The organism is Wolbachia endosymbiont of Bemisia tabaci (genome assembly GCF_003999585.1).
GTDB lineage: Bacteria > Pseudomonadota > Alphaproteobacteria > Rickettsiales > Anaplasmataceae > Wolbachia.
Map to the genome: position 1 here is coordinate 512,206 of NZ_CP016430.1, position 25,027 is coordinate 537,232.

At 33.8% G+C, this 25,027-nt stretch carries 18 protein-coding genes and 2 pseudogenes; 10 read left to right on the plus strand and 10 right to left on the minus strand.

The window, feature by feature from the left end:
- The 3 genes from BBB02_RS02365 to BBB02_RS02375 all read right to left on the minus strand — a co-directional run.
- On the minus strand, positions 1 to 614 hold a 614-nt coding region (locus tag BBB02_RS02365; RefSeq protein ID WP_127464294.1), incomplete at its 3' end, for an Rpn family recombination-promoting nuclease/putative transposase.
- A complete protein-coding gene (locus BBB02_RS02370) occupies positions 611 to 1,345 on the minus strand; it encodes a group II intron maturase-specific domain-containing protein (RefSeq protein ID WP_245970175.1) in 735 nt (244 codons plus the stop codon). The genes BBB02_RS02370 and BBB02_RS02365, both read right to left, overlap by 4 nt.
- A 53-nt stretch (positions 1,346 to 1,398) precedes the next feature.
- Positions 1,399 to 1,683 (minus strand): group II intron maturase-specific domain-containing protein, encoded by a 285-nt coding sequence (locus tag BBB02_RS02375; protein ID WP_245970176.1) that lies wholly within the window; start codon positions 1,681 to 1,683, stop codon positions 1,399 to 1,401.
- On the opposite strand from BBB02_RS02375, the gene BBB02_RS02380 reads away from it, so the two are divergent.
- Entirely contained in the window at positions 1,660 to 3,192 is a 1,533-nt protein-coding gene (locus BBB02_RS02380) for an ankyrin repeat domain-containing protein (protein WP_245970177.1), read from the plus strand. The two genes, BBB02_RS02375 and BBB02_RS02380, sit on opposite strands and share 24 nt — an antisense overlap.
- Positions 3,193 to 3,256: 64 nt before the next feature.
- Positions 3,257 to 4,456, plus strand: a complete 1,200-nt coding sequence (gene hemA, locus BBB02_RS02385) for a 5-aminolevulinate synthase (protein WP_179948522.1) — start codon at positions 3,257 to 3,259, stop codon at positions 4,454 to 4,456.
- A gap of 281 nt (positions 4,457 to 4,737) precedes the next feature.
- Here hemA and BBB02_RS02390 read toward each other — a convergent pair whose 3' ends face one another.
- Genes BBB02_RS02390 through rimM form a run of 3 tightly spaced genes read right to left on the minus strand, consistent with a single transcriptional unit; the run spans position 4,738 to position 6,557 of the window.
- On the minus strand, positions 4,738 to 5,430 hold the full coding sequence (locus BBB02_RS02390; RefSeq protein WP_127463858.1) for an inositol monophosphatase family protein: 693 nt from the start codon (positions 5,428 to 5,430) through the stop codon (positions 4,738 to 4,740).
- Entirely contained in the window at positions 5,431 to 5,997 is a 567-nt protein-coding gene (efp, locus tag BBB02_RS02395; protein WP_127463859.1) for an elongation factor P, read from the minus strand. It abuts the gene before it with no gap.
- A gap of 59 nt (positions 5,998 to 6,056) precedes the next feature.
- Positions 6,057 to 6,557: a ribosome maturation factor RimM gene (rimM, locus tag BBB02_RS02400; RefSeq protein WP_108784258.1), complete on the minus strand. Its 501-nt coding sequence runs from the start codon at positions 6,555 to 6,557 to the stop codon at positions 6,057 to 6,059.
- A gap of 97 nt (positions 6,558 to 6,654) precedes the next feature.
- Between rimM and BBB02_RS02405 the strand changes: the two genes are divergently transcribed.
- Both BBB02_RS02405 and BBB02_RS06375 read left to right on the plus strand, forming a co-directional pair.
- Positions 6,655 to 9,054, plus strand: a complete 2,400-nt coding sequence (locus BBB02_RS02405) for a DEAD/DEAH box helicase (RefSeq protein ID WP_245970178.1) — start codon at positions 6,655 to 6,657, stop codon at positions 9,052 to 9,054.
- 72 nt (positions 9,055 to 9,126) lie between these two features.
- A complete protein-coding gene (locus BBB02_RS06375; RefSeq protein WP_245970179.1) occupies positions 9,127 to 10,311 on the plus strand; it encodes an ECF transporter S component family protein in 1,185 nt (394 codons plus the stop codon).
- Here BBB02_RS06375 and BBB02_RS02410 read toward each other — a convergent pair.
- Positions 10,308 to 11,477 (minus strand): aspartate aminotransferase family protein, encoded by a 1,170-nt coding sequence (locus BBB02_RS02410; protein ID WP_127463860.1) that lies wholly within the window; start codon positions 11,475 to 11,477, stop codon positions 10,308 to 10,310. The genes BBB02_RS06375 and BBB02_RS02410 overlap by 4 nt on opposite strands.
- A 64-nt stretch (positions 11,478 to 11,541) precedes the next feature.
- Between BBB02_RS02410 and BBB02_RS02415 the strand changes: the two genes are divergently transcribed.
- The 5 genes and pseudogenes from BBB02_RS02415 to BBB02_RS02435 all read left to right on the plus strand — a co-directional run bounded on the left by BBB02_RS02415 (position 11,542) and on the right by BBB02_RS02435 (position 20,728).
- Complete coding sequence (locus tag BBB02_RS02415) at positions 11,542 to 12,969, plus strand: sensor histidine kinase (RefSeq protein WP_127463861.1); 1,428 nt, start codon at positions 11,542 to 11,544, stop codon at positions 12,967 to 12,969.
- Between the two features lie 176 nt (positions 12,970 to 13,145).
- Complete coding sequence (locus tag BBB02_RS02420; RefSeq protein ID WP_127463862.1) at positions 13,146 to 13,889, plus strand: WD_0702 family putative metalloprotease; 744 nt, start codon at positions 13,146 to 13,148, stop codon at positions 13,887 to 13,889.
- Positions 13,890 to 13,960: 71 nt separating this feature from the next.
- Positions 13,961 to 14,971 (plus strand): tRNA (adenosine(37)-N6)-threonylcarbamoyltransferase complex transferase subunit TsaD, encoded by a 1,011-nt coding sequence (gene tsaD, locus BBB02_RS02425; protein WP_127463863.1) that lies wholly within the window; start codon positions 13,961 to 13,963, stop codon positions 14,969 to 14,971.
- Positions 14,972 to 15,081: 110 nt separating this feature from the next.
- Positions 15,082 to 18,701: pseudogene (locus tag BBB02_RS02430) on the plus strand (ankyrin repeat domain-containing protein).
- Positions 18,702 to 18,982: 281 nt separating this feature from the next.
- The gene (locus BBB02_RS02435) at positions 18,983 to 20,728 is read left to right on the plus strand and encodes a type I secretion system permease/ATPase (RefSeq protein WP_015588031.1); all 1,746 of its coding nucleotides are present in this window, start codon (positions 18,983 to 18,985) and stop codon (positions 20,726 to 20,728) included.
- A gap of 99 nt (positions 20,729 to 20,827) precedes the next feature.
- On the opposite strand, the gene BBB02_RS02440 is transcribed toward BBB02_RS02435, so the two are convergent.
- The 3 genes from BBB02_RS02440 to BBB02_RS02450 all read right to left on the minus strand — a co-directional run bounded on the left by BBB02_RS02440 (position 20,828) and on the right by BBB02_RS02450 (position 23,680).
- Entirely contained in the window at positions 20,828 to 21,589 is a 762-nt protein-coding gene (locus BBB02_RS02440; RefSeq protein ID WP_127463864.1) for a hypothetical protein, read from the minus strand.
- 57 nt (positions 21,590 to 21,646) lie between these two features.
- Positions 21,647 to 22,909 (minus strand): pyruvate dehydrogenase complex dihydrolipoamide acetyltransferase, encoded by a 1,263-nt coding sequence (locus BBB02_RS02445; RefSeq protein ID WP_127463865.1) that lies wholly within the window; start codon positions 22,907 to 22,909, stop codon positions 21,647 to 21,649.
- A gap of 276 nt (positions 22,910 to 23,185) precedes the next feature.
- Complete coding sequence (locus tag BBB02_RS02450; RefSeq protein ID WP_127463866.1) at positions 23,186 to 23,680, minus strand: WBM0748 family T4SS-associated protein; 495 nt, start codon at positions 23,678 to 23,680, stop codon at positions 23,186 to 23,188.
- A gap of 236 nt (positions 23,681 to 23,916) precedes the next feature.
- Between BBB02_RS02450 and BBB02_RS02455 the strand changes: the two are divergent.
- A pseudogene (locus BBB02_RS02455) lies at positions 23,917 to 24,922 on the plus strand (hypothetical protein).
- The last annotated feature ends 105 nt before the right edge of the window (positions 24,923 to 25,027 follow it).

Sequence of the window (25,027 nt, forward strand, 5' to 3'; positions counted from 1 at the left end):
GTAGCATTATCGAGTTTTTGAGCAAGGACAGCCTGTTCATCACGAATACGTTTGATCTCTTGTTCGTAGGCTATAAATTCTTTTTCTGACCAGTTGAACCTATTTAGTTCTTCATATGCTCTTTCAATTATTAGATCACTTCCTATTATTCTCTCTAGCTCTTCTTCACTAGTTTCATCTGCATATCTAAAGAAGTAGACCCATTTTTCAACTATACTTGAAAGCTGATCTTCTTTGGTTTTTGGAAATTTAGGTAACTCAATAAATATAAAGTAAAAATCTTTTAGATCATGCTCATTAGTATCTTCATCGCGAATAGTATGCTTTGATTTGTACTCAGACTTATCAGGAAATAAAATACAGTCTGCTATAGCAATAAAGATAATTTCCTTAAGGTCATGATATTGATCGCCTTTATCAGCCTGTCTTGAATAGGCTTTAGCAGCATAGTATTGAGCACGTTTTTCAAAGCCCTTAGTTTTAGCGACCTGGTCAGGTAAGGAAGCAGTATTACTACTACCCCCTCCCTTAGAAACGCAGCATGCAGGTTTCCCCACACTACGCTTGAGCCCCTTATCTAAGTTCTTCTTTTCTAGAACCGGCTTGTCCTTCATGATTCCTCAGGAAACATCATTCTTAATGGTGACACCAACAGTAGAGAACCTTCTCTTGAGAAAGAGCTTGCTAACATTCTTGTTCGTTTCACTCTCTCATCAAAATACTTTTTCCATTTTAAGTCAAGGGGATTTGCATCCGCTCTGATTTTAACATGTCGTCTGATAGGTATATCAATCAGCTTAAGCAGTCTTAAATACCGTATCTCTTTTGGTTTGTTCTTGCATATGGGTGCAGCAAAGACCCATTGGCGTTGACCCATTACTTTGAAGTAACGATTCTTTATCCAACGTAATCCTTTACGAGGATGTCTTTTCTTTGCCCATTTCCATAAACTATGCCAAATTTCATTGTCGATTTTTCTAAACGCTTTTTTAGCACACACATGGTGATAGTAATTTCCCCATCCTCTCAGTAGAGAGTTAAGTGACTTAATTACTATAGCCTGAGTGTTTGCTATATTTGCTTTTATCAATGTACGTGCTTTATTAAGAAGTCTTTTAATACTTTCTTTCGAAGGTTTAATAATTAACTTCTTATTATATCTACGTACATTACAACCAAGAAAGTCAAACCCTGTTGTAATAAATGTAATCTTTGTCTTCTCTTCTGACAGAGCTAAACCTCTCTCATGAAGGAAAGATGATACTAATGGCTTAACTTCATTTTCCAGTAGTTCACATGTAAAACCTGAAATAATAAGGAGAGTAGACCAGCGGAACTTCCCCACCAGTCTCTCGCAGAACTGTACGGAAACCTCTCGGTTTATACAGCTCCCATTATTTAGCCCTTTGATCCTAACCCAAGTGTCCAATGATAGAAAATATTTGGAGACCTCTTTCTCACTTTTCCTAGAAATTGCTTTGCTAGTCTTCCATGATCTCGAAGTTTCTTATATTTGGTTCTGACCCATCTTATGAGGTATCTCTCTATATTTCTGAGAGATGTATACATCTCCGATTTATAAAACCTGCCATAGTACTGAAACCAGCCTCTGACTATTGGATCTATTTTCTTCGATATTTCCTCTAATGTGTACCTAGAATGGATTTTGTAATCAATGGTCAAGAGATAGATCAGAATTTTATCAACAAATTATATATTAAAAATGATAAAGACAAAAAAAACTATCGCCTGTTTGCTAAGCAAATTTTCGCAGGAATGTTTGAACATGCTAAAGCAGAGGTTCCGAATGATTCCCTCATAGAGGAATTAACCACAAGTTGTAATCAAGCGGGGTATATGGCTTTCTTTGCTATCCGAATACATAGTATATTAATAAAATATCAGGTACTTTCTAGCGATTCTGACAAGAAGATCATGTACATCGATTGTTCTGATGAGAATTATGTACGCATTAACTATAAGTCATCAATGGTGGCACGCAATCCTGATGAACCAGAGAAGGAGATATGTGAATTAGACAGTTTACTTAGATTCACACTTAAATTTCATAACGGTGAAGTAGAGTATGAAAATGGTAAAGTAACACTTATCATTCCTGAGGAATTAAAAGCTGGTAGGGAAAGTTTACTAGACGATATTAATGAACGTTTCACAGATTATGATAATGATGGATTTATTCGTTTACACGTTGCAGCACAAAAAGGTAATGTTGAGCTTGGCAGGCGTTTACTAGAATGTGGTGCAAATATTGAGATTAAATCAAAAACAAAAGTAGGTGGTGACACTGCACTTCATTTAGCTGCTAGAAATGGTCATAAAGATTTTGTGAAGCTTTTACTTGATAATGACGCAAATGTTAACTCGGTGAGCAGTACAGGCAGCAGAGTAACTCCTTTACATGAAGCAGCATATAGTGGACATTTAGATGTTGCAGAATTGCTAATAGAGTGTAGTGCAACAGTTGATGCTAAAGATCGGCATAACTTTACTCCTTTGATGTACGCTTCTGCAGAAGGTAATTCGGCAATGGTGGAATTACTTTTACAAAAAAAGGCAGATCTTTATTTACAGGATAATAATGGTGAAACTGCATTGCATAGCGCTGCTGATAATGGTCTTTCTGATGTAGTTGCCATTTTGATAGGTGCAGCAGAAGATAAAGAAAAGTATGTTAATACACAAAGTAGGGGTATTGGTACTGCATTACACGTTATAGCTTATAATCGAAAAATAAACGAAGGGCATAAAAAAGTTGCAAAACTGCTAATAGACAACGGTGCAAGTCCATATTTAGAAAATGATCCAATTATTAATAATCCACTAGATGCTTTTTGGAAAGGAAGCTCTTTAGATATGGCAAAAAAACGAGGAAATAAGGGATTTTTGGAATTTATGTCATCTTTAGGCTATTCAGTAACCGTACCAAGCAATTCAAAGAATGATCCACAAAACACAAAAAAGTATGTCGTAGCTGCTTCTGCGCTTGCAATAACTGGTATTGCCTTAGGAGTAGCTGTTGCAGTTTACTTAGAGATGTTAGCAGTAGGAGTAGCAGTTGCAGTTTGTTGTCTTATTGCAGCTACAATTACGTACTGCTATAGGCCTAAAAGCTTAGTTGAGGATAATCAGGTCAAAAAGGTTATGCAGACAGAAGAATGTCAGTCTAAGTAATAAATATAGTAGTCTATCATTTAATAATTTATTATAATTATATTGGTTGTTAATAGATAAAAACTTGGTAAACTACGAAGAAATATTCTTAAATAAAATCAAAGATATAAAAGATGAGGGGCGCTACCGTGAATTTACGCATTTTGCGTCATTGCCAGGTAGGCTCCCCCACATTATGGACTATGAAAGAAATAGGGAAGTTATTGTCTGGTGCAGTAATAATTATCTGGGAATGTCACAAAACGATAGTGTTATTGCTGCTATTCAAAATTCATCTGTTGGTGCTGGAGGAACAAGAAATATATCCGGCACAACAAAAGAAGTTGTTGAGCTTGAGAAGTCTTTAGCTGATCTGCATCAAAAAGAAGCTGCTTTAACTTTTGCTTGTGGCTACCTTGCTAACCAAACTACACTTAGCACTTTATCATCTGTTATTCCGAATGTGGTAATTTTTTCAGATGAGAAAAATCACTCTTCAATGATAGAAGGTATAAAGTCAGGCAAAAGACCGAAGCACATATTTAGGCATAATGACACTGATCACTTAGAGCAGTTGCTAAAGTCTATAGATATAAAAACGCCGAAAATAATAGCACTTGAATCTGTATACTCAATGGATGGTGATGTAGCACCGCTTGAAGCGATATGTGATCTAGCAGGTCAGTATAATGCAATTACCTATTTGGATGAGGTACACGCAGTTGGCATGTATGGACCGCGCGGTGGCGGAATTGCAGAAAGAGAAGGTTTGATGGATAGAATAACTGTTATTCAGGGTACATTATCAAAGGCTTTTGGAGTGATGGGTGGATATATAGCGTCTTCAAAGAGCTTGGTGGATGTAATAAGAAGTTCAGCCCCAGGATTTATTTTTACTACTGCTATGTCACCCGTTTTAGCAGCAGCAGCAAAGGCAAGCGTTGAGCATTTAAAATCGAGCAATGTTGAAAGAGAGAAGCAAAAACAGTCTGTTGAAAAGGTAAAAGACTCACTGAGAAACGCAGGAGTGAATTTTATGCAAACAGAAACTCATATAATTCCAATCATAATTGGCGATCCTGAGTTGTCCAAAAAAGCATCAAAATTGTTATTTGATAAGTATGGAATATATGTACAACATATAAATTACCCAACAGTTTCAAAGGGGACTGAGCGCTTCCGTATTACCCCTACACCTTACCATACAAATGAAATGATAGAGCATTTATTAACAGAGTCTCTTGTGAAAGTTTTTGAGAAATTGTCTGTTTGTGTCTGTTGTTGAGTTTAAAGTTGCCAAGAATAAGGTATCTATTTAAAAGCATGGTTAATGTACAAAATCAGTGCTTTATTTCTTGTCATGAAAGTAGCTAACACTGGGTATCCAACTAAGTTACTTTACAACGTTTTTTGTGCAAAAGGACTAGATGCCATTGTCACACACTGACTATTTGTTCCTATAGTTGTCTTTTCTCGTCTATCTTATTTTGCCACCCTGCTGCAATGAGGGGTAGGTAAGACCATTTATTATTTTCACTACGTGACTTTTGCTCTTTTGAATGAACTTTAGTTTATATCTCCAGCAATGACAAGCGCGTTATCTTCTTTTAATCTCCCACCGCTTTCTTGCAGAAAAAGCCTACCGAGTGAAGTTTTATATTTATTAATTCCAGAGTAAATTATTCCATTGTATCTTCCGGCAGCAAGATATGCAAAACCTAGTACCGTTGAGCCAAGGGAGCGCAGATTATTATTGTCAAGTGGTAATTTATTTAACAAATTACCACTTATGTCTATTATTCCCCCTTCACGAGCTTTCATCCGCATTTTTACATGGCGAGATTTGAAATCTTCAAGAAAAGCTCCTTTCTTTTCCTCTGCCCAGAAAGTTTCTCTAAGTGCTGGAGCATCAATCACAGCTGCTACAACTCTGTTTTTATGAATGAGACAAACTGATACTGCAAAATAAACCATACAACTAAAAAGGTTTTCCTTGCCTTCTATAGGCATAATAAACCAAGTATAACCGCCGTCTTTTAGATTTTGGCCCACATCGTCTTCAAAAATAAAGTCATAGTTCTGGTTGTAGTTTTTTAAGCAATCGTATATAAGTTGCTTGGATTTTGAATAAGTTTTATTGATAAAGTCTGCTGACTTAACGCTTGAAATTTGCAATTCATTAAAATCACGTATAAGCTGCTTGGAGGCACTGCGTACAGAATCAAGCATCACATTGATTCGTGGTGATGAAATGGCCATTTACTCTTTTACTCTTTCGTAATAGCTGTTATCAGGAGTATGTACTACAATTTTATCCCCTTCTTTTATAAATTGAGGCACGTTAACACGTATTCCGTTTTCCAAAATTGCAGGCTTATAAGAAGCAGTAACAGTCTGCCCTTTGATAACAGACTCTGTTTCTTTTATAGTTAGTGTAACGTGATCAGGCACATGTGCAGAAATTATTTTATCTTGATAAGTTACTACTTTAATTTTCATATTATCTTGCAAATAAGCCTTCTTTTCCCCTAATAAGTCTAAATTTATAACAATCTGCTCGTAACTACTTGGATGCATAAGATTTACGATATTCCCTTCAGTAAAAAGATAAACATATTCCTCTTCATCTAAAATTGCCCTTCTGATTGTTGCATCAGAGCGAAACCTCTCATAGTACTTTGCTCCTGTTTGGATATTTTTCATTTCAGCTTGTATATATGCACCACCTTTACCAGGTTGAGTATGCATAATATTTACAACCAAAAACAATCCACCGTTATGTTCTAGTACCTGACCTGGCCTGATATCATTAGCCCTTTCTGCCATAATTACACTTTTAATTTGGTCTGGTTATTATAAATAACTTTATACAAATATCAAAATTTTTATTGGCCAATGAATTCTGGCATGTTGATTACTATATACCTTTCCTTCATGTTAATGTATGGAAATACTTCTTTAGTAAAAGATAACATAATGTTTTTTTTTGTGCTGATAACCAAAATTTCTAATATATCCCCCGAGCCGAAATTATGCACAGACTTCACATAGCCATATAATTCATTACTCTCTAGTCTTACTTCCATATTCACAAGATCATCTTGGTAAAATTCATCCTCATCATTTAACTGTGGTAGCTTATCTCTTTCTATATATAACTTTTTATTTCTTAAAAGTTCTGCTTCATTACGGGAATTCACACCGCTAATTGTTGCTATTACTAAATTATTACTGACAACAGACACCAAGCTTATTTTATAATTTTCACTTCCGATTATTAGTTCACCATATAGGAAAATATTTTCGGGCTTTTCAGTAAAGGTTTTTATTTTGACAGCTCCTTTGATTCCATGAGGAGAAGTAATTATTCCGAGGCATATATTCATATTAATATGATAGTTGAAATCAGCTTTTTGTCCATAGAATTGACAATTTACTGAATTAACATACAATTAATATTGTGATAATTATAGTGGGTAATGTGTGAGTTCTATCAGTAATCAAGAAAAGCAAAGTATTATAAGTAGCTTAGAAGAAATCAACTGCAAGCTAAAAGGTGAATCTATAAAACTTGATGATACAAAGGAATCTATAATAGTAGCACGTCGTAAACCTGTTGTTGAAGAGGTATTAGAACATCTACGCAACTCTTGCACTACTAACTGTAATGTTATGATCGATGCAGAAACTGGATTTGGTAAGACTTACGACATTGGAATACTGAGTTATGTACTAGCCCAAGCAGGGTTTCATCATCTGGTTGCAGTACCAAGCAGTGACCTAGTGAATCAAGCTAAAAAAATGATGAGTAGTGCATTTACTGTAAACATTAGGACACCTAAAACTGCTGAGGAAATTAAAAATGCACTGAAGGCAACTAAACCTACAACAATTATAGTGACACATGACCTGTTATTGCAGCAAGAAAATAATCGTAAATTTAAAGACCAAAATACCAAGTTGTGGATTAGTGTTGATGAAGCAGACAGTATTAACAAGCAGCAGGATTTTGAGAATATGTGCAAGCTTGATGAGGAGTATCCTACAACTTACCTAACTGCAACACCAAAGAGAAGGATTTTAAATAGATGCGGAAAAGTTATCAGCCCGACAAGATTGAGTAGACGTTGTATTGGAAACGCCATCGAAACAGCAAGTGTTATTACAAAAACCAATAGGATAACAAATTTCACTCTAGCATTAGTCGTGAATATTGCTACCTCCATAATATCTTTAGCTATATTGTTTCCTATTATAAATAGTAACGTTGCTGCTGTAATTGGTCTAACTTCAGATTATTGGCTGTATTCTGCTTTGATTGGAAACTTATATTATACAATTTCTATGTTTATATTTGGTATAGTAATGTTGCCAATTTGGTGGGTACTAACTAAAGCAACTGGTGTAGAGTCAAAAGAACTGCTTTCTAGATTTCTTGCTAACGTGCGTAGCTTATTTACTAGAGAAAAATCGAGCCCAGCTCATGAGTATGTTGAAGAGAGCGAAGAAGTTTTTAATTACAATAAGCTTGTTGATACCGATGATTTATTAACTTCTATAAGATGGAATGTGCAAAGCCCAATTGGAGAAAGTGCTCTGCTTTTAGCTGATGATGTAAATAGTATAGTTAATCTTAACTTTGCGTTGCAGGGTAAGGATAATCTAGTAGTATATGAAGGTAGTACACGTTATGAAGTGTATAATAAATTTCAGCCTGAAGGGATATCTTATCAAGACTATAGGCTCAAGTTACGCGAAGCGAACTTTATAAACTGCGTTAAAAAGCAACATCCTAGTCTGACAGAAGAGCAGATATCTGAATTAAAAGAAAAGGTGGATTTCAGTAGTACTGCTGAATATCTAAAATATAGAGTAATGCATTCAATGATCGATCTTACTCTCTCATATTTAATGAAGTGTGATAATATTACTTTAGATAAAAAAAGAAGAGAAGGTTTGAGTGAATTGATAGAAGATGTTAAAAAGAATGTTAGCACCACTAATGATAACAATATTATAAGCTACCTAGAGAGAAAAGGCTTTAGTGAGCAATTTGCTAGAGATGAGCTCTTACTGCAAATAAAGACAGTAATTGAAGCACTGAGTAAAAGTGATAATGAGCAATGCAGCTTAATAGTTGATAATTGGCGCTTAAGCAAAGAGCTCCATGACCTCATGGAAAGAGAGGAAGGTATACTACATAGTCTCATTGATTTCTGCAAACAAAATAAATGTATCTTTGCAGGAATTGGGAAAAATGATCTTGGTATTGGAGAAAACAGACTCTTTTCAGCGATAATACGTAATCAGATAGGTGGATATCGAACTCTTTATTGTGATTATGAAAAAAGAGATTTTGATTCATTGGCTAAATATGCGTTGACAACGGTTATAGATGGATCGAAAGGTCGTGGATTTGATAGTGAATATAATCATGTTGCATCAATATTTGCAGATTCGGTTAGTCAGTTCAATAATCCATCTGAAGCCCTACAGAATCTTGGAAGAAATAGAGAGCGTAATGAGAGCAGACAATCATGGTTTTTCGCTGCTGCAGGTGAAGAAGTTGAGCTATTTGTGAATAAGATCTTAGCAAATTTTAAAAACGAACCACAGAAATTTTGTCAGAAAGTTTTGTTTCCAGCTACTAATAAATACAATAAGTTGCTAAAAAATAGAATGGGAGAAGAACTTGGAAGAAAAATAGAAATCTATATTAGTAAAAATATTGATGCATTAGGAAATATTGATGATTCAGCTCTGAAGAAGTTTTCTAGTGATTTGATAAAAGAAACGTATGAAAAAGTTCATGATATAAATGATTTTGATGTCAAAAAGACAGAACAAGATTTACATAGGATTTTAAAAAGTACAGAGGCATAATACCTTCGTTCATATGAAGATAGAATTAAAAACAACGGTAAATTATCTTGCACACGCTCAGCTTTATTTTCTGTGGGGAGTGCTATAACAAAGGTAATGTATTATCTTTGGGCAGGGTTTGACTATTTAGTCTTTTTGGCTAAAGCGTACAATATAGATAAATCTGGAGATACCAGTGCAAGAGCGTATGTACACATAATCAGAAACTGTCACTGTGAAAGTAGTGTGAAGGCGCAAAATGTATTGGTTCATGCATTAGAAATTGCCAAAGAACATGACAGCAGTTTCAAAAGAAATAGTTTGTACGAAGGCAATGAGGATAGATGTAAAGAAAAAATCATCTCATATTTTCAATCCAAGCAATATATACGTGCATTAGATAGAACAATTGCTCAAATTGAAAATAAACACTTGGTAACAATTTTGAAAGCTGTAGGCTACAAAGATGATGCTAATAAAATGGCACAAGAAATTAAAGATTTTTTATGTGATTTAAAGAATTTAAACTGCGTGGAATTTAGAGAAAAGTATTATCAAGGCAACTTATATCAAGAAAGCAAATTATACAAAATCAATAATCAAGTTAGTACTATAATTGATGAAATTGTAAGGTGTCATAAATGGCATCATGGAATAGAGGACTTAGAGCTAAAATTAAAAATCAACCATAATATTTTTGAAGTCAGAGTTAACAATGATTTTTCTAAGTTACGTGAGAAAAACTTTAACAAACGCTCTAAAGAAAGGACATATCTAGGTAGATCTATGTTACTTATTGGGTTTATAATTTCAATTGAGCTTATAGGTAGAATATCATCAGGTCAGACCATGCCATTGCCTTTACTTTGCGGTTTTATAGTATTTGGACCATTGGCACTCTTGTGTGGTGCATTGTTATATGAAATAACAACCTATTTAGTGAGAGGAGCATTTTTTACTTTTGGAGTGCCAATTCTTTTAGGAGAACTGTCTAAATGTGTTTTGAGAAACGGCTTAATGAAAAGTTTGTTAGATATGACATTATCGCTTGGTAACTCGGCTTTTTTCAATATTCCGAAAGACATCGTGCAATCGTTTATATTTGAGGATATAACAAAATTTGACTCACTAAGTGATATAAATGAGCTTACACTGATAAGAGAACAGAAAAAGGCAAAGTGTACAAATGAAGTAGCTGATAAAGTTGTAGCTACTGCTTTATCTGCAATTTTGATACAGCCAACAACTAGTGAGCAGGAAGGTTTAGTTTTTAACTAGAACTTTTCAGATAAATATTGAGTGAGGATTTCAATGCCTTCATCAATCTCTTTTTCAGTGATAATGAGTGGAGGCAAGATTCTTACAACGTTATCTGATGTTACTCCAATAGTGAGTAAACCACGGTGACTTAGCTCTTCTGCAAATTTTTGGTTATTCATTTTTACTTTTATTCCTAGCATCAACCCTTTTCCTCTCACTTCTTCTATCATTGGAAACTTGCTTGCTAAGTCCTCTAGTTTGTTTTTTAAAGACTTACCTCTAACTTCAACATTTTCTAAGAAGCCAGGGCTGAGCAATTCATCCAATACAGCATTACCTACTGAAGTTGCAAGTGGATTACCACCAAAAGTAGAACCATGCATACCGACCGCCATGTACTTAGCAACCTTTTCAGTTGCAAGACAAGCCCCCAGAGGGAAACCTCCTCCTATTCCTTTTGCAAGAGCACATATGTCAGGCTTAACTCCTATGTGTTCGTACGCAAATAATTTTCCCGTTCTGCCAGCACCGCACTGAACGCAATCAAAAAATAGCAGTATGTCGTTTTCGTTACATAGTTCTCTTAGCTCTTTCATGAAGACTTCACTCATTACTTTAATACCACCTTGTCCCTGTATTGGTTCTATTAATATAACACCTATGCCATTAGAAATTGCTTTCTTTACACTCTCAATATTGGGCTTTATGTTATCACACCAGTCAATATAAGGATTCAGTAATTCAGAAAATTTCTGTCTATCGTTTGTTGCACAAGTTAAAAATGTCCTTCCATGAAATGCACCATGAAATGTTAGAATTCTATAGCGATTTTTATTACCTTTTCCATTTTGATAGGCCCTAGCGATTTTAAGTCCACATTCCACTGCTTCTGATCCAGAATTTGCAAAAAATACAGTATTAGCAAAGCTGTTGTTTATTAAATTTTCTGCAAATTTATTGGCAGTAGATATATTATAGGTATTTGATATATGCCATAGTTTTTCTCCTTGTAATTTTAGGACATTAGTTAATCGTGGGTTGGAATGACCTAAACTGCTAACTCCTATTCCAGAGTGAAAATCTATATAGCGCTTATTATCGATATCATACAAGTAAATACCTTTGCCATAAGAAAAATTTATGTTAATAGGAGAATAAACTGGCAAGATAGGAGAAATTGTCATAAAAGTATGATATGCTAATTTTTTATTAATATCATAAAAGACGTTATTTCACAATGAGAAGAATATGTATAAATTAAGTAAATTAATGTTTACTACACTAAAAACAAATAGATATACAAAAATTATCTCGCTATTCTTATTAATTTGTATGGTTTTATTGGGCACAATATACCGCAATTATTCATTAAAGAATAATTTTCTTTCTTTTTACCGTAATTCAAATGCAAACTTAAAAGATCTATTGGAAAATAGTATAATAAAAAAATATCATTATTTACTAATAGAAAAACATCATATTAAATATAACAGTTTTGATTACATAAACCAGTTGGTAAAATTGCGTGCTGAATTGTTACAATCAGTAAGCAAAGTAAGAAATTTTAGCTTAATACTGTATGATCAAAATGCCAGAGTAATTTTCAGTAATTTTAATACTCAAGGTCATGACTATGAGCAGTTGCTTACAAATGATGAAATTGATAAATTGCTAAGCAATCAAGAAATATTTTACGCTACAGGAAATACATTAACTTCTACTTTCCCTATATTTCATGAAGATGACATTAAGCCTTCATTTTTTTTGAAGATCATTCAAAGCTATAATGACTCTTATATTATGGTATATAGTCTATTTTCAATATTAATAGGCTTATTACTAGTTATCTTAATACTAATAATGCTTTATTTGCACCTTTCCAACACCCAAATGCTAGCCAAGCAGCATAAAACTAATATTGAATTACAAAGGGTTAAAGAGGCATTAGAGCAAGAAAATGCAAATAAGATAAAATTTTTTGCAAGTGTTACACATGAGTTGCGTACACCTCTTAATGCTATTATTGGATTTGCAAAGTTGATCAAAAATGAAACTTTAGGTTCGGTAGATCACTCTGAATACAAGGAATACGTAGACGATATATATAATGCTGGTACACATTTACTTGCTTTGATTAATGATGTGCTCGATTTTTCTAAAGCTGAATCAAGTAGTTTAACAGTAGAGAAAGTGAAGTTTAATCTGAATAAGATAATAGATTCGTGCTTAAAAATGTTATCACCTAAACTAAAAGAAACAGGCATTAGTTTAAAGAAAGAGATATCTGATAAACAATTATTAGTTATCGCCGATCCCAAAAGAATGAAGCAAGTTATAATAAATTTGTTATCAAATGCAATCAAGTTCACTCCTCAAGGTGGTTTAATAAGAATGATTATTAAAGAGAATATAGAAAAAAATTTATTAACTATTGAGTTTCATGATAATGGAATAGGGATAATGCAGCAGGACATATATAAAGTTATGTCCGTTTTTGGCCAAGCAGATTCGGGATATAGAAACGAAGGCACAGGTATCGGATTACCTCTAAGCAAGAAATTAGTAGAGTTAATGGGTGGGACTTTCAACATTCAAAGTGAAGCAAAACTTGGTACTACGATAATATTGAGCTTCTTTTATGAAGAGCAAACATGTGAAAAGTTGATAGATTTTTAGTAAAATATATTTGATATTGCACTTTTATATCTAGTACATTCCTAAGTCATACTGACGTGATACCTCTTGGCTAATAATAAGTAGCGGAATGTAAGTAAATTAAACTTTTTTAGCTATACTTCCTGAAAACACTTTATAATTCTTGAGCATAAAGAAAATTCCTTTAATAATGAAGCATGCTAATCAGGAACTTAATAAAACAAGCAACTCAAGTAGGAAATAGTGAAAACGTAATACAATATGTCAAATATCTCTATCAATTTGAGAAGTTTAGAAATACATTAAACCTCACTTTGTCACTAATAAAGCAAAATAGACTCTCGTTTGAAATATATCAAGAAGGATTAGTGGATATGGAAGAGGGAGTGTGTAAGACAATTCGTTCTTCTGGTTTAAATAAGTATGTTATTGTGCTAAGAAGGTCAAATCCTTACATCATAGTACATGAACTTTCACATATGGTTGAAAATGAACTGAACTTAAGCTTAGAGCAAGAGTTTCTCTATAAAGTTTATCAGGATATTGAGCAGAACTTAAAGCAGTCAAATATTCTTGTACAGAAAATTATCGGTCAAATTATATTTGAAGAGATACAAGCAGCTTATCAAACTGCAAAATCACGCGCATCTGAATTATTTGCACGCTATTTTGAGCTGTTTGCTTGGGCTCAGGAAGTTTATCCTAAAGATAAAGAATATCTAATTCGCACTCAAGATTTAAACAAAGTATTTCTTGCTACTAACCAATGGAAAAAGAGATGCCTGGATCCACAAATAATGGAGAGAATAGTAGATAAAGAAGTAAAGGAATATAGCGATAAAACTGCTTTTAAAGATATAAACAAAGTACAAAGCAGTTGGACTAATAAATTTTCCTCTGGGAGTAAAAAAATTGGTTCTATATTTGGAGATGATAATTAGCTTAACAGAACAAAGTTCACTTCTTCAACATTTCAAGTTATAGTTCTCACAATTAAAGAGTTCAAATATATATGAAAACTATATTAGCTGTTGAAACAAGCTGTGATGAAACTGCAGCAGCAATTGTAAATAGTAATAAGCAAGTTCTTGCTCACGAAATTCTTTCTCAGGCAGAGCATAAAAAGCGCGGTGGAGTGATTCCTGAAATAGCATCACGTGCTCATATGAAGCATTTAAGTGATCTAATAAAAAGTGCTATGGAAAAATCTAACCTTAACTTTTGTGATCTAGATGCAATTGCAGCAACATCAGGACCAGGACTCATAGGTGGATTAATAGTTGGTACAATGATGGCTAAAGCAATTGCACACGTAACACAAAAGCCGTTTATTGCAGTTAATCACTTAGAAGCACATGCGTTAGTTGTTAGGCTACTGTATGAGGTTGAATTTCCGTTTTTAGTCCTGCTGATATCAGGTGGTCACTGCCAATTTTTAATTGCACAGGATGTAGGTAAATACATCAAACTTGGAGAAACGCTTGATGACTCATTAGGAGAAGCATTTGACAAAGTCGCTAAGACACTGGGTCTAAGCTATCCGGGAGGTCCATTAATTGAAGAGTTAGCTAAAAAAGGTGATGGTATGAGATTTAAGCTGCCAAGAGCAATGATAAAACGTTCTGGATGTGACTTTTCATTTTCTGGAATTAAAACAGCAGTAAAAAACTTAGTGCGAGAACTTATAATGAGCAAGCAAGATATTTGTGATGTTTGCGCTTCATTTCAAGAGTGTATTAGTGACATATTGCTCGATAGGGTCAAAAATGCGATCATTATATCTAAATCTTTAAATATTAAAATCAATGATTTTGTTATTACCGGTGGAGTTGCAGCAAATAATTTTCTGAAAGAGCAGTTGAAAAAGCACATAGACTTGAACGTGCTTTCTCCTCCAAGCAATTTATGTACAGACAATGCAGTGATGGTTGGATGGACAGGAATTGAAAGGTTACAGAGACACTATGTAGACTCTCTTGACTTTGCACCAAGGCCAAAGTGGGAATTAGAAAAATATTACTAGCACAAAAAATTATCTACTATATAATGCGGCCGCTGGTGAATTTTTGTAGGCTTAAAAATTACAGTGGAAAGCCTTATTCACTACCGGCATTATTATTTATGAGGTATAATATGTTAAATAAACTTAACAATGTTATTAGTTGTATTAAATCTAAATCCAGCGCAAGTCCAAATATAATAAGTGAAGTTTTGTTAGATGCAGGGAGCATTGGTATAGCCAGGGCATTTAGTAAAGTAAATATTTCTGAGTTAAAAAGCTCACAAGGCAATTCAGAAGATGGGATAAGTGAGCAAGACCTAATAATCATATATGATTGTATTAATAAAGTAATTCAAGAAAAAAACTATAATATATGTACTAATAATCTTGATTATATAAAAAGCAGGATTTTAGAAGAAAATATAAGTGATTCATTAGCTGAAAAATTTCGTCAAGATGGATGGAATATAATAAGTGATGATGGTTTTTCGCTATTAACAGTGGCTATTGAAAGAATTGGGAAAGAACAAGAGGAAAATAGGAATTATGATATTCATGTTGAAATAGCTGTATCTCTAATTCTTAGTATGAGCAGAGAATTGATTATAAAATTGGAGAATTTTGCAGATAGTAATGATAAAACACTTCTACATTATTTAGCTGAGTTGGGTAAAGAAGATATTTTACGTTTTGTGATAGAAAATTCTAATTTTGACATTGAAAAAGCATTAAGGAATAAAGATAGAGATGGCAAAACACTACTACACTATGCGGCTAAATCTGGCAATAAAGAATGCTTGAAAATTCTCATAGAAAATGAAGCAGATTTTAGTTGCACTACCAATAATAAAACTGAGTTACACTATGCTGCCAGAAGCGGAAGTCCTAACCTCCTAGAGTATTTAAAAGGAATATTGACAGCAAAAGGAATTTTTGATAAGGAGAAAATTAAAACAGATAAATATGGAAATAACGCATTACACTATGCTGCGCAATCTGGAAATGCTGAGTGCATGAAATTCTTCATTGATAATCAAGTACAATTTTAAAAAAATAAATATAATGAGAATCCCCTTCATAAGATTGCAGGTACTCAAAAACTCAATATAATGCTACAAATCTTCTTATAGAGTATCTAAAATCGTTAGGTAAACTAAAAAGTGAAATTAATCGAGAAGATGTAGATGGTAACACCCCATTGCATATAGCTGCAAAACATGGAAATAAACAGCTAATAAAATTGTTTATTAAATCAGGTGCAAAAATTGTTCAGAATAAACAAGGTAACACCCCCTTACATATTGCTATTATACATGGTAATGCATATTGTATAGAGCTATTTTATGAAAATATAGGAAATAGCATACTTCAATCCAAAGGTGAGTATGGAAGAGATCTTGTACATTTAGCTGCAATGTACGGGAAGTATGATTGTCTAATATTTCTACTCAATAAATTTCCTGATTACGATTTAAGCACAAAAACAAGCAAAGGAAATACAGCACTACACTTAGTTTTATCGAAAAGTACAGAGCTAGAGTCAAGAAAAAAATGTGTAAACCTGTTAATAGATAGAGGCATGCAAATAAATGAGAGCAATAACGAAAAAAACACCCCTTTACATTTTGCTGCCCAACTTGATTTATCGTTTTTAAGCATGATAGAAAAAAAGTTGGAAGAGAAGAAATTTGACGTTTATCAAGAGGTTTTGCGTAAGAATAGCAACGATGACACCGTCTTTCATATGGCAGCACGTGTTGGTAATAAATCATGCCTTGAGCACCTTTTTAAAAAAGAGAGAGTGGGAGAAATATTAAGTAAGAAAAATAAGGATGGACAAACTTTACTACACTTATCTATTCTCAGTGGAAGAGTAGAATGCGTTAAGTATTTGGTAAAAAAAATCCCAATTAGTATTTTTTCAGAAGAAAATACACAAAAAAAGTTGTTATTTGCAGCTATTTTGAGCGGCAATAAGGAATGTCTTGAATTTGTGTCAAAAGAACTTGTAGATAAAAAGGTGGCTGCTAGCATCAAAGTGTTATATGATGAAGATGACAATACACCGTTACACATGGCTGCTCTTGCCGACGGCATAGGATGCTCTCAGTATGTTATTGAAAGTACTGCTAAGTCAACTATTAGGAACACAGCATCACTTTTTCACACAAACAGTCAAGGGCTTATACCTCTACATTTAGCTGCCATGATCCTTAATGCCGAGGTAATAGAATATTTTATGACAGATCATCATGATCCCTATACTGAGGAAATGTTTAATGTTGTATCTCAATCTGGAAGAACACCATTACACTATCTTGTAATGAATGATAATGATTTTGCAAGAATTGTAAATGAAGATTTTAAGCAAGATCAATTCTTGAAAAGTTTAGTTTTAGAAAAGCGTAAACAAAATGAACACTTAAGGGAAAAAGCTACTAAAGCCTTATTATATCCAAGAATCAGCAACGGAAAGAAAATTGTAAATAAGAAACTAAATTTTGACATAAAAGACAATGAAGGAAAAACATCTTTAGACTATGCTCTTGAACATAGTGATGCAAATATCTTAAGGTTATTTTTAGATGCTTTTTATGAAATAAAGGAAGACAGAAAAAGGAAATATGATAAATTTGAAATAGATTATCAAGAAAAAAGGGAAATAGTTTTATGTATCACTAATGTGCTTACACCAATAGTAGGCATCATTACTTCATCTTACATGCTATCTGATCAATCAGGATCTACAGTGGAGAAAATTTTTACCTTTATCTCCATTTTCTGTTCTTTAATATCACTTATATCTTTCTTGTCTAATTTTTTGGTTGGCCTTCGAAAAAAACCACTTAAAAGTGAAATAGAAAACTATACTGAGAAAATAAAAACAATTGAAAAGATAACAGGCAAATCAATCGAGGCAGAAGTAGAAGTTCATAATTTGGAAGAATACAACACAATGTTGGAACTAGTAGTAAAGAGTGAAAGAGATATTGCACGATTGAAAAATGAACTTTACAAATTTATGCATGAAACTAGATTAGAGAGTAAAGACAAACTCAATATTTCTCCTCAGAGAATGAGTAGGCGTGGTAGTACAGTGTTAGCAGAAAGAAGAAGTTCTTCTTTTTGGGGCAATTTAGGAGAAAAGCTTGATCAGCATGTAAGACCCACCATTAGAGCACAAGATACAATGGACAAGTTAGACAATGAATCATGTTTTATAACTATAAATGAGCATTCAGAAAGTAACCCAAAAGCTCCGAAAAACAAATTCAAGAATGTTGTAACCAAGCTAAAAATAGTCAATATCTTTAGTAAGACAAAAGAAGATTTTATTGCTTCATCAAGCTCATCAGAAGGTGCTAATTACGAGAATATTACAAAAATGAATGAAGAAAACTGTGGATTGATAAAACGATTTGGTGATACCAATAGGTATTCAATATTTTCGACTCCTTTTAATCCAGGCGGTTCAACCTCAAGAGAAGAGTGTGGTAACAATCATAGTGCAGCGAGTCATGTGAGTTATGATAGTGCAAATAACCCTGTGAGTGATAAGGAAGTTAGTGAATCTCCATCTCTAATACTTTCTAACTTTGAGGAGGGAATTACTGTTGACTGTTTTAAATTCGAAAGATATAGACCAAGGGTATATTCAAGTCCATCTTGTTTGAGAAAAAGAGCAATTACAGCTAGATCATTGGAATATGTAATACTTCCTGATCATATAGAAAGAGGAAAAGAGATGTAGATTGTAGTCACTGACTCTGATAACATCAACTTTCAGAGGAGTGATAGTAAGCATTCTACTAAACTGTCATTGAGTAGTAGATAAGAAAAACGTAGAACAATTGGCAAGGCTATCGTATAAGGTTATAGTAGAGAAGAAATTAGATAGCCTTGCTATGAAAAAGTTTATATTCACATATCATTAATATTTTATTACATTAATGATATGGTAAGGCAATAACTGTTAATACTTTTGAAATAAAAACTATATATGGTACATGTAATTAAATAAAAAGGAAGATTGTGGAAATCACTCCGTCAATAAAAAAGGAATTAAAGCAAAGTATACTATATACTTGTCTAGAGAAGTGCAAGAGTGCGTTTTGGTTCATTTTCTGGTTTAGCTCAGGGATTAATGCGTTAATGTTATTCTTGCCACTTTATACTTCTCAGGTACTTGATCGAGTGATATCGAGCGAGAGTGTGTCAACACTAGTTATGCTGACGATTATTACTTTATCTGCGTTTGCATGTTCTGCAATGCTTGAAACTTGCCGATATTTAGCCATGGCAAAAATTGGCGACTGGATTGATAAAACTGCAACACCAGATCTAATAGTAAGGTCAATCAGGTTAACATCAGTGCAGAGCTCAACTTCAAGTGGTGAAGCAATACGAGATCTTGGAGTAATAAAAAATTTCATTACAGGAAATGGTATATTTTCACTGTTCGATACTCCATGGTCGCTAATTTACCTTGTTGTGATCTTTATGATACATACCTCTACAGGGTTTATAGCTATTGCCGGGATCATTATATTAGTTTCAATGGCAGTATGGAATGAACTTGCCACTAAGCGTATATTGCGAGAAACCAATGAAGAAACTATACGTAATATTAATGCTATAGATGTTGCAACAAGAAATGCAGAGGTGGTTGAAGCTATGGGCATGTCAGAATTTATAGTTTCTGATTGGTGTAAACGGAATGATCAAAATCGTGCAATGCAAGTTACAGCGCAGAATCGTTCTAATGTGATTACTGGGATTACTAAGTTTCTACGCTCAACTCTGCAAATATCAGTAATTGGAACAGGCGCATTACTTGCAATTACAGCTCACAAAACTGCCGGTAGTATCATTGCTGCCTCGATTTTGATGGGTAGAGTATTGGCTCCATTTGATGCAGCAGTTCATACTTGGAAATTTTTAAATCAAGCCAGAATGTCATATGAGAGGCTGCAAAGACTTATCCTAACATCCCCAAAAAGAGAGCAAACTATGGCTCTACCAGAGCCTGAAGGGAAGTTGGAATTTGATAGGGTATTTTTTACTCCTTATGGGAGCAATAAGCCAACAGTAAAAGGAATCTCATTTGTAATAGAACCAGGGGATGTTGTTGGTGTTATTGGTGCAAGTGCTTCTGGTAAATCGACCATTGCAAAACTAACCGTTGGTGTTTGGAAACCCATATCAGGTGTAGTCAGACTAGATGGTGCTGATGTATATACTTGGAATCGAGAGAATTTTGGTAATTATGTTGGTTACTTACCTCAAGATATTGAGTTATTTAACACGAGCGTTAAAGCTAATATTGCCCGCATGAGACCAGATCCAAATCCTGAAGAAATAATCAAAGCAGCAAAAATTGCAGGAATACATGAATTAATACTGAGCTTACCAAATGGGTATGATACAACAATAGGAGGACCTGGAGGAGTAATACTCTCTGGTGGCCAAAAACAGCTTCTTGGACTTGCAAGGGCTTTCTATGGTAATACTAAGCTTTTAGTTCTTGATGAACCGAATGCTAACTTAGACAGTAATGGAGAGGCGCGCTTGATTAATGCAATCAATGTTGCAAGAGAGCAAAATACTACCACTGTTATCATCACTCATAAGCTACAGCTACTATCTGTAGTCAATACAGTGATCGTCATGTCAGATGGGGTTATTTATGCTATGGGACCAAAAGATGAGATTTTGAGTAGATTAGTTGCTCCATCACCAGATGCCACAGAAGATAAACGTTCTTCAGCAAGTGGTTAAGAAAGAGAGAAGTTGTCACACTTCTCTTTCTCTTATAGAGTACTATATGCACAGTTTATAAAATCTTAAGCAATTGTTATTCGAAAAATCCAATAATGATTAGCCACGGAACCTATTTGCTAATTCTCTCACATTAACCTTAGACATTTCTGATGTAGGCTCTTGTGTATATGAGACATCAGATTTAATGCCTTTTTTGTCATGACCTTTAGTAATAGAACATACTACAGTATCAGCCTTTACATGCTTAACACTTGGATCTGATTGAAACCCATGCTTTCTTTCCATTTGTGCTTCAAGCTTACTGCTATCATGTGTAACCCTACACCTTTCTAGATTACGGTCACGTTTGTCAGGAGCTACATATCCATCTATATCACTACATAAGAACGGGCGCACTTTGAACCTGTCTGAACTAACACCATTTTCAACACTTGCAGAATTATGAGCTTTTCTATTATTGCGCATTTTATTTAAAGCTTCCTTTATTTTTTCTTTTGATGGTTTTGGCAGCAGTGCTGGCTTATATGCACATGCTGGTAGTTCTGGAAATGAGTCCTCCTGAAACAGCAAATGACTTTGGTTTCTCTTACTATCTGATTCTTCAATATTCTTTATTGGTGTCTTGAAAGAGTTTTCGTTTTTCTTTCTTAGATCTAACTCATTTAATCCGCTTCCAACATTATTTTTTCTTGTTGTAGTGTGAATAACACCTGGAAGTTTCACTTCATACTTAAATTTTTTACCAATGGTATCTATTGACTCATTAGATGAGGAATCTATTTGAAACCTATCGTTTGAAAATTTTGATTTTGCAGCATCAAAAGATATACTACGTTTTTCTATCTTTTTATCAGTCATATTTTACCTCTAAACCTATCAATTAATAAAAGTATAAATTAAGAGGTATTAATTTTATTATAATAATAAAGGCTCAAGAAGCATCACCGTAGGGTTTTCTATATAGTACTTAAAGGCATTTAAAAATTTTGCTCCGAGTGCTCCATCAACTGCTCTGTGGTCAACAGAGAGAGTAACTGTCATTATCTCTGCTATCTCTATTTTTTCACCTATGACAACCGGCTGTTTTTTAGATTCACCAACAGCCATAATGCAAGATTGCGGTGGATTGATTATAGCGCTGAAAGTTTTTATACCAAACATGCCTAAGTTGGAGATAGTAAATCCTCCTCCTTGAAATTCTTCAGGCTTTAGTTTTCCAGATCTTGCTCTACTTACTAAATCTTTCACTTCCTTTGATATAGATAAAATACTTTTTTCATCAGCATTTTTTACTATAGGAGTAATCAGCCCATCCTCAAGTGCTACAGCAATTGAGATATCTATATTTGAGTACCTTACTATCTTATTATCTGTCCACGATGAATTTATATCAGGAAATTTTTTCATGCTGAAAGCCACAGCTTTTATAATCAAGTCATTGATTATTGTTACTTTATTGTTTTCATTTGCTGAATTAACTTCATTTTTCAGCGATATTAGCTTATCAACGTGGCAGTCTACAGTTAAATAAAAGTGTGGAATATTTTGCTTAGATTCAACTAGCCGCTGCGCTATCACTTGGCGCATATTACTTACTTCAACTGTTGTATTTTCCTCAAATCTCTCATAGCTTTTAGTTTGATCTAAAAATTCTAATACATCATCTTTGATAATACGACCATATGGGCCTGTACCTTTTAGTTGTTTTATGTCCACATTTTCATTTTGAGCTATTTTCTTAGCTAGAGGGCTTATTTTTGTTCTACCTTCTGCTCCTTCTTCTTTTCTAGATCCCAGTGTCACGCACTGGGATGACATTGAAGAGCTAGATGAAATTGAAGGGTTGGATGATACTGAAAAATCGGCTTCAACCTCCTTCTCAACCTTGGTATTGATGGTAGAAGCTAAATCAAGTGCGCTTTTATCTTCCCCTTCCTCTAACATTAGAGCTATCAGTTGATTTACAGGCACGCCACTTGTTCCTTCCGACACTAAAATTTTTGCCAAAACTCCTTCATCGACAGATTCAAACTCCATTATGGCTTTATCAGTCTCAATTTCAGCGATTACATCACCTATTTCAACTTTATCTTGTTCTTTTTTACACCACTTTACAATTTTTCCTCCAGTTTTACTCATTGTCGGGGAAAGAGCAGGCATCAATATTTCTATAGGCATTTATTCTGCATTAAAAGATCTATTTAATTTTTAATTTACTCTTTACCCTATGTCAATCTAATCGTAAATTATGATACTTATATCATCCTAGTACGTGATCTTGGTTGACTACTGTTATCCTACTATTTCTATTGCTTAGTCCTAGACAGAGTACAAATAGTAAGATCATCATGAAAATAGACGAATCTGTTATAATGGAAATAGAAGAATGTAGTGCTTACTATCCTCTCACAAACATATAGCTTGGGTACAGAAAAAATTTATATGAGGAGCTGGTTAAATTGATAAAAGATCAGAATTAACAGTAGTTTCCAAATCTTCTGTAGCAGGCTCTTCATGTGAAGCAGAGGACAGACTAACTTCTTTATCCTCTGTTCTCTGTATAGAACTACCACAAAAACTCCTTAACATCTCTTCAGCAGATGAATTTAAAATCTGTATAATAGACTTTTCACTTTGTTCTTTCAGCGATTGATTCATTTTAGAAATCAACTCGGAAAATTCACTACCTTCTTTTCTAGCTTCACTTTCTATCTTATTTTTTATGCTTTCTATATTACTTTGGTTAATTTCTTCTTTCGTTATGTTAAATGAATTAGCAATACCTTGATACTTAATCTCACAATCGCCACAACCAATTATACACAGAGCGACAGATCTAGATATTTCACTTGCAGCCCAATTGTGTATAGTGTAAGCCAAGTAATTGTCATGGTATTTTATATCAAGCTGTTCCTCTATAAACTCAGAAATTTTCTTTTTTAAAGACATAAAGTACCTCCTTCTTACATTACTGTACCTTCTGATTAAAGTACAACAGCTGCTCCTAAATAGCAATCCATATATGGTTTACTTTAATAAATTATTAAAGTAAGAAGCTTTTACATCCTAAAACATAACTTAGATAGGCCAATGTAAAAAAATTTTTAAACGAGAATTATTGCATATATATTACTTATTTGGTAAAATTATTTTGGCAAAATAGCATATAAAAGTTGAGGCTAATTATGAATATTAAAGAACGAAAGGATTTACAACAGGAGTTGTTAGGAATTGTTTTCAATATACTGGTAGAAAGTGAAGATAGTACCATAGAAACTATGGAGCTAAGAGCAGTAGAGATAATTAAAAAACTAAAAGAACACATTAATGATGATATAGAACATGGTACAGGATTTGATAGTCAAAAAATGCCAATTTTAGACTGGATCGTTACTTGTGATTCTCAGAATCATGTTAGACTAAACAACAAGTCGCTATTAAAATTTGAAAAGACAATTAAGGATATTGGAGGAAGATCAAAGCGAAATTCAAGAGGTTATGTTGGAAGTGAAAGAGAGATATTTCTGAATTTCCACTTCTTTGAAAACGTGAATGAAAGAAGGGCAAGGAACTATGAGAGATTAGATCATGTTCTAAATCAACCTCAGAGAGTTCGCCTTAGCGACAGGGGTGAAAATATAGTAAGGCAAAGAACACAAGAGATATTAAATAACATCAGAGATCTTGATAGAGCAGATGACAGAGAACTATTCTCTGAAAACAGGAGTGAAAATATAAGAAGACCAGGAGAACAAATGCAGCCAAGTGAAATACCACTGAATCTCTTTGGAAACAGGGATGAAAATGTGATAATAAGAAAACGAATAAGTTCAAGAGAACAAATGCGGCCAAGTTGGCGTATTAGACTTGAAAGAGAAGTAACAACCCCATCACTTAGTTCAAAAATAGAACAATTAATTGTTGTAGTTTCGTCCATAATTGTAGGTGCTTTCATTGGTATAATGGTTGGTATGGTCATTGCTGGTTTATGTATTGAGCTTTGTGTAATCACCACTGCAGAAACGATTCTTCTCATCATGGGTGCTACTGCTGTTATAGGAGCTATTGTAGCAGGAACTGCTCCTGTATTAAAGCTAATAGAGATGTTTAAAGGTCAAGCTTTCTCCTAGTAGCGGTCTGGAAAGCTCTAATACTGAACATACTTATTTAAATAGGCAAAGAGTTATTTAGAAAAAAATTGGAAGAATGTTCAAAAAAGTCCATTTATAAAATACATCGGCTTAACTATGATCTTATAACTTAAGCTAATTAATTAAAAATTTTTGTTTTAGCGGT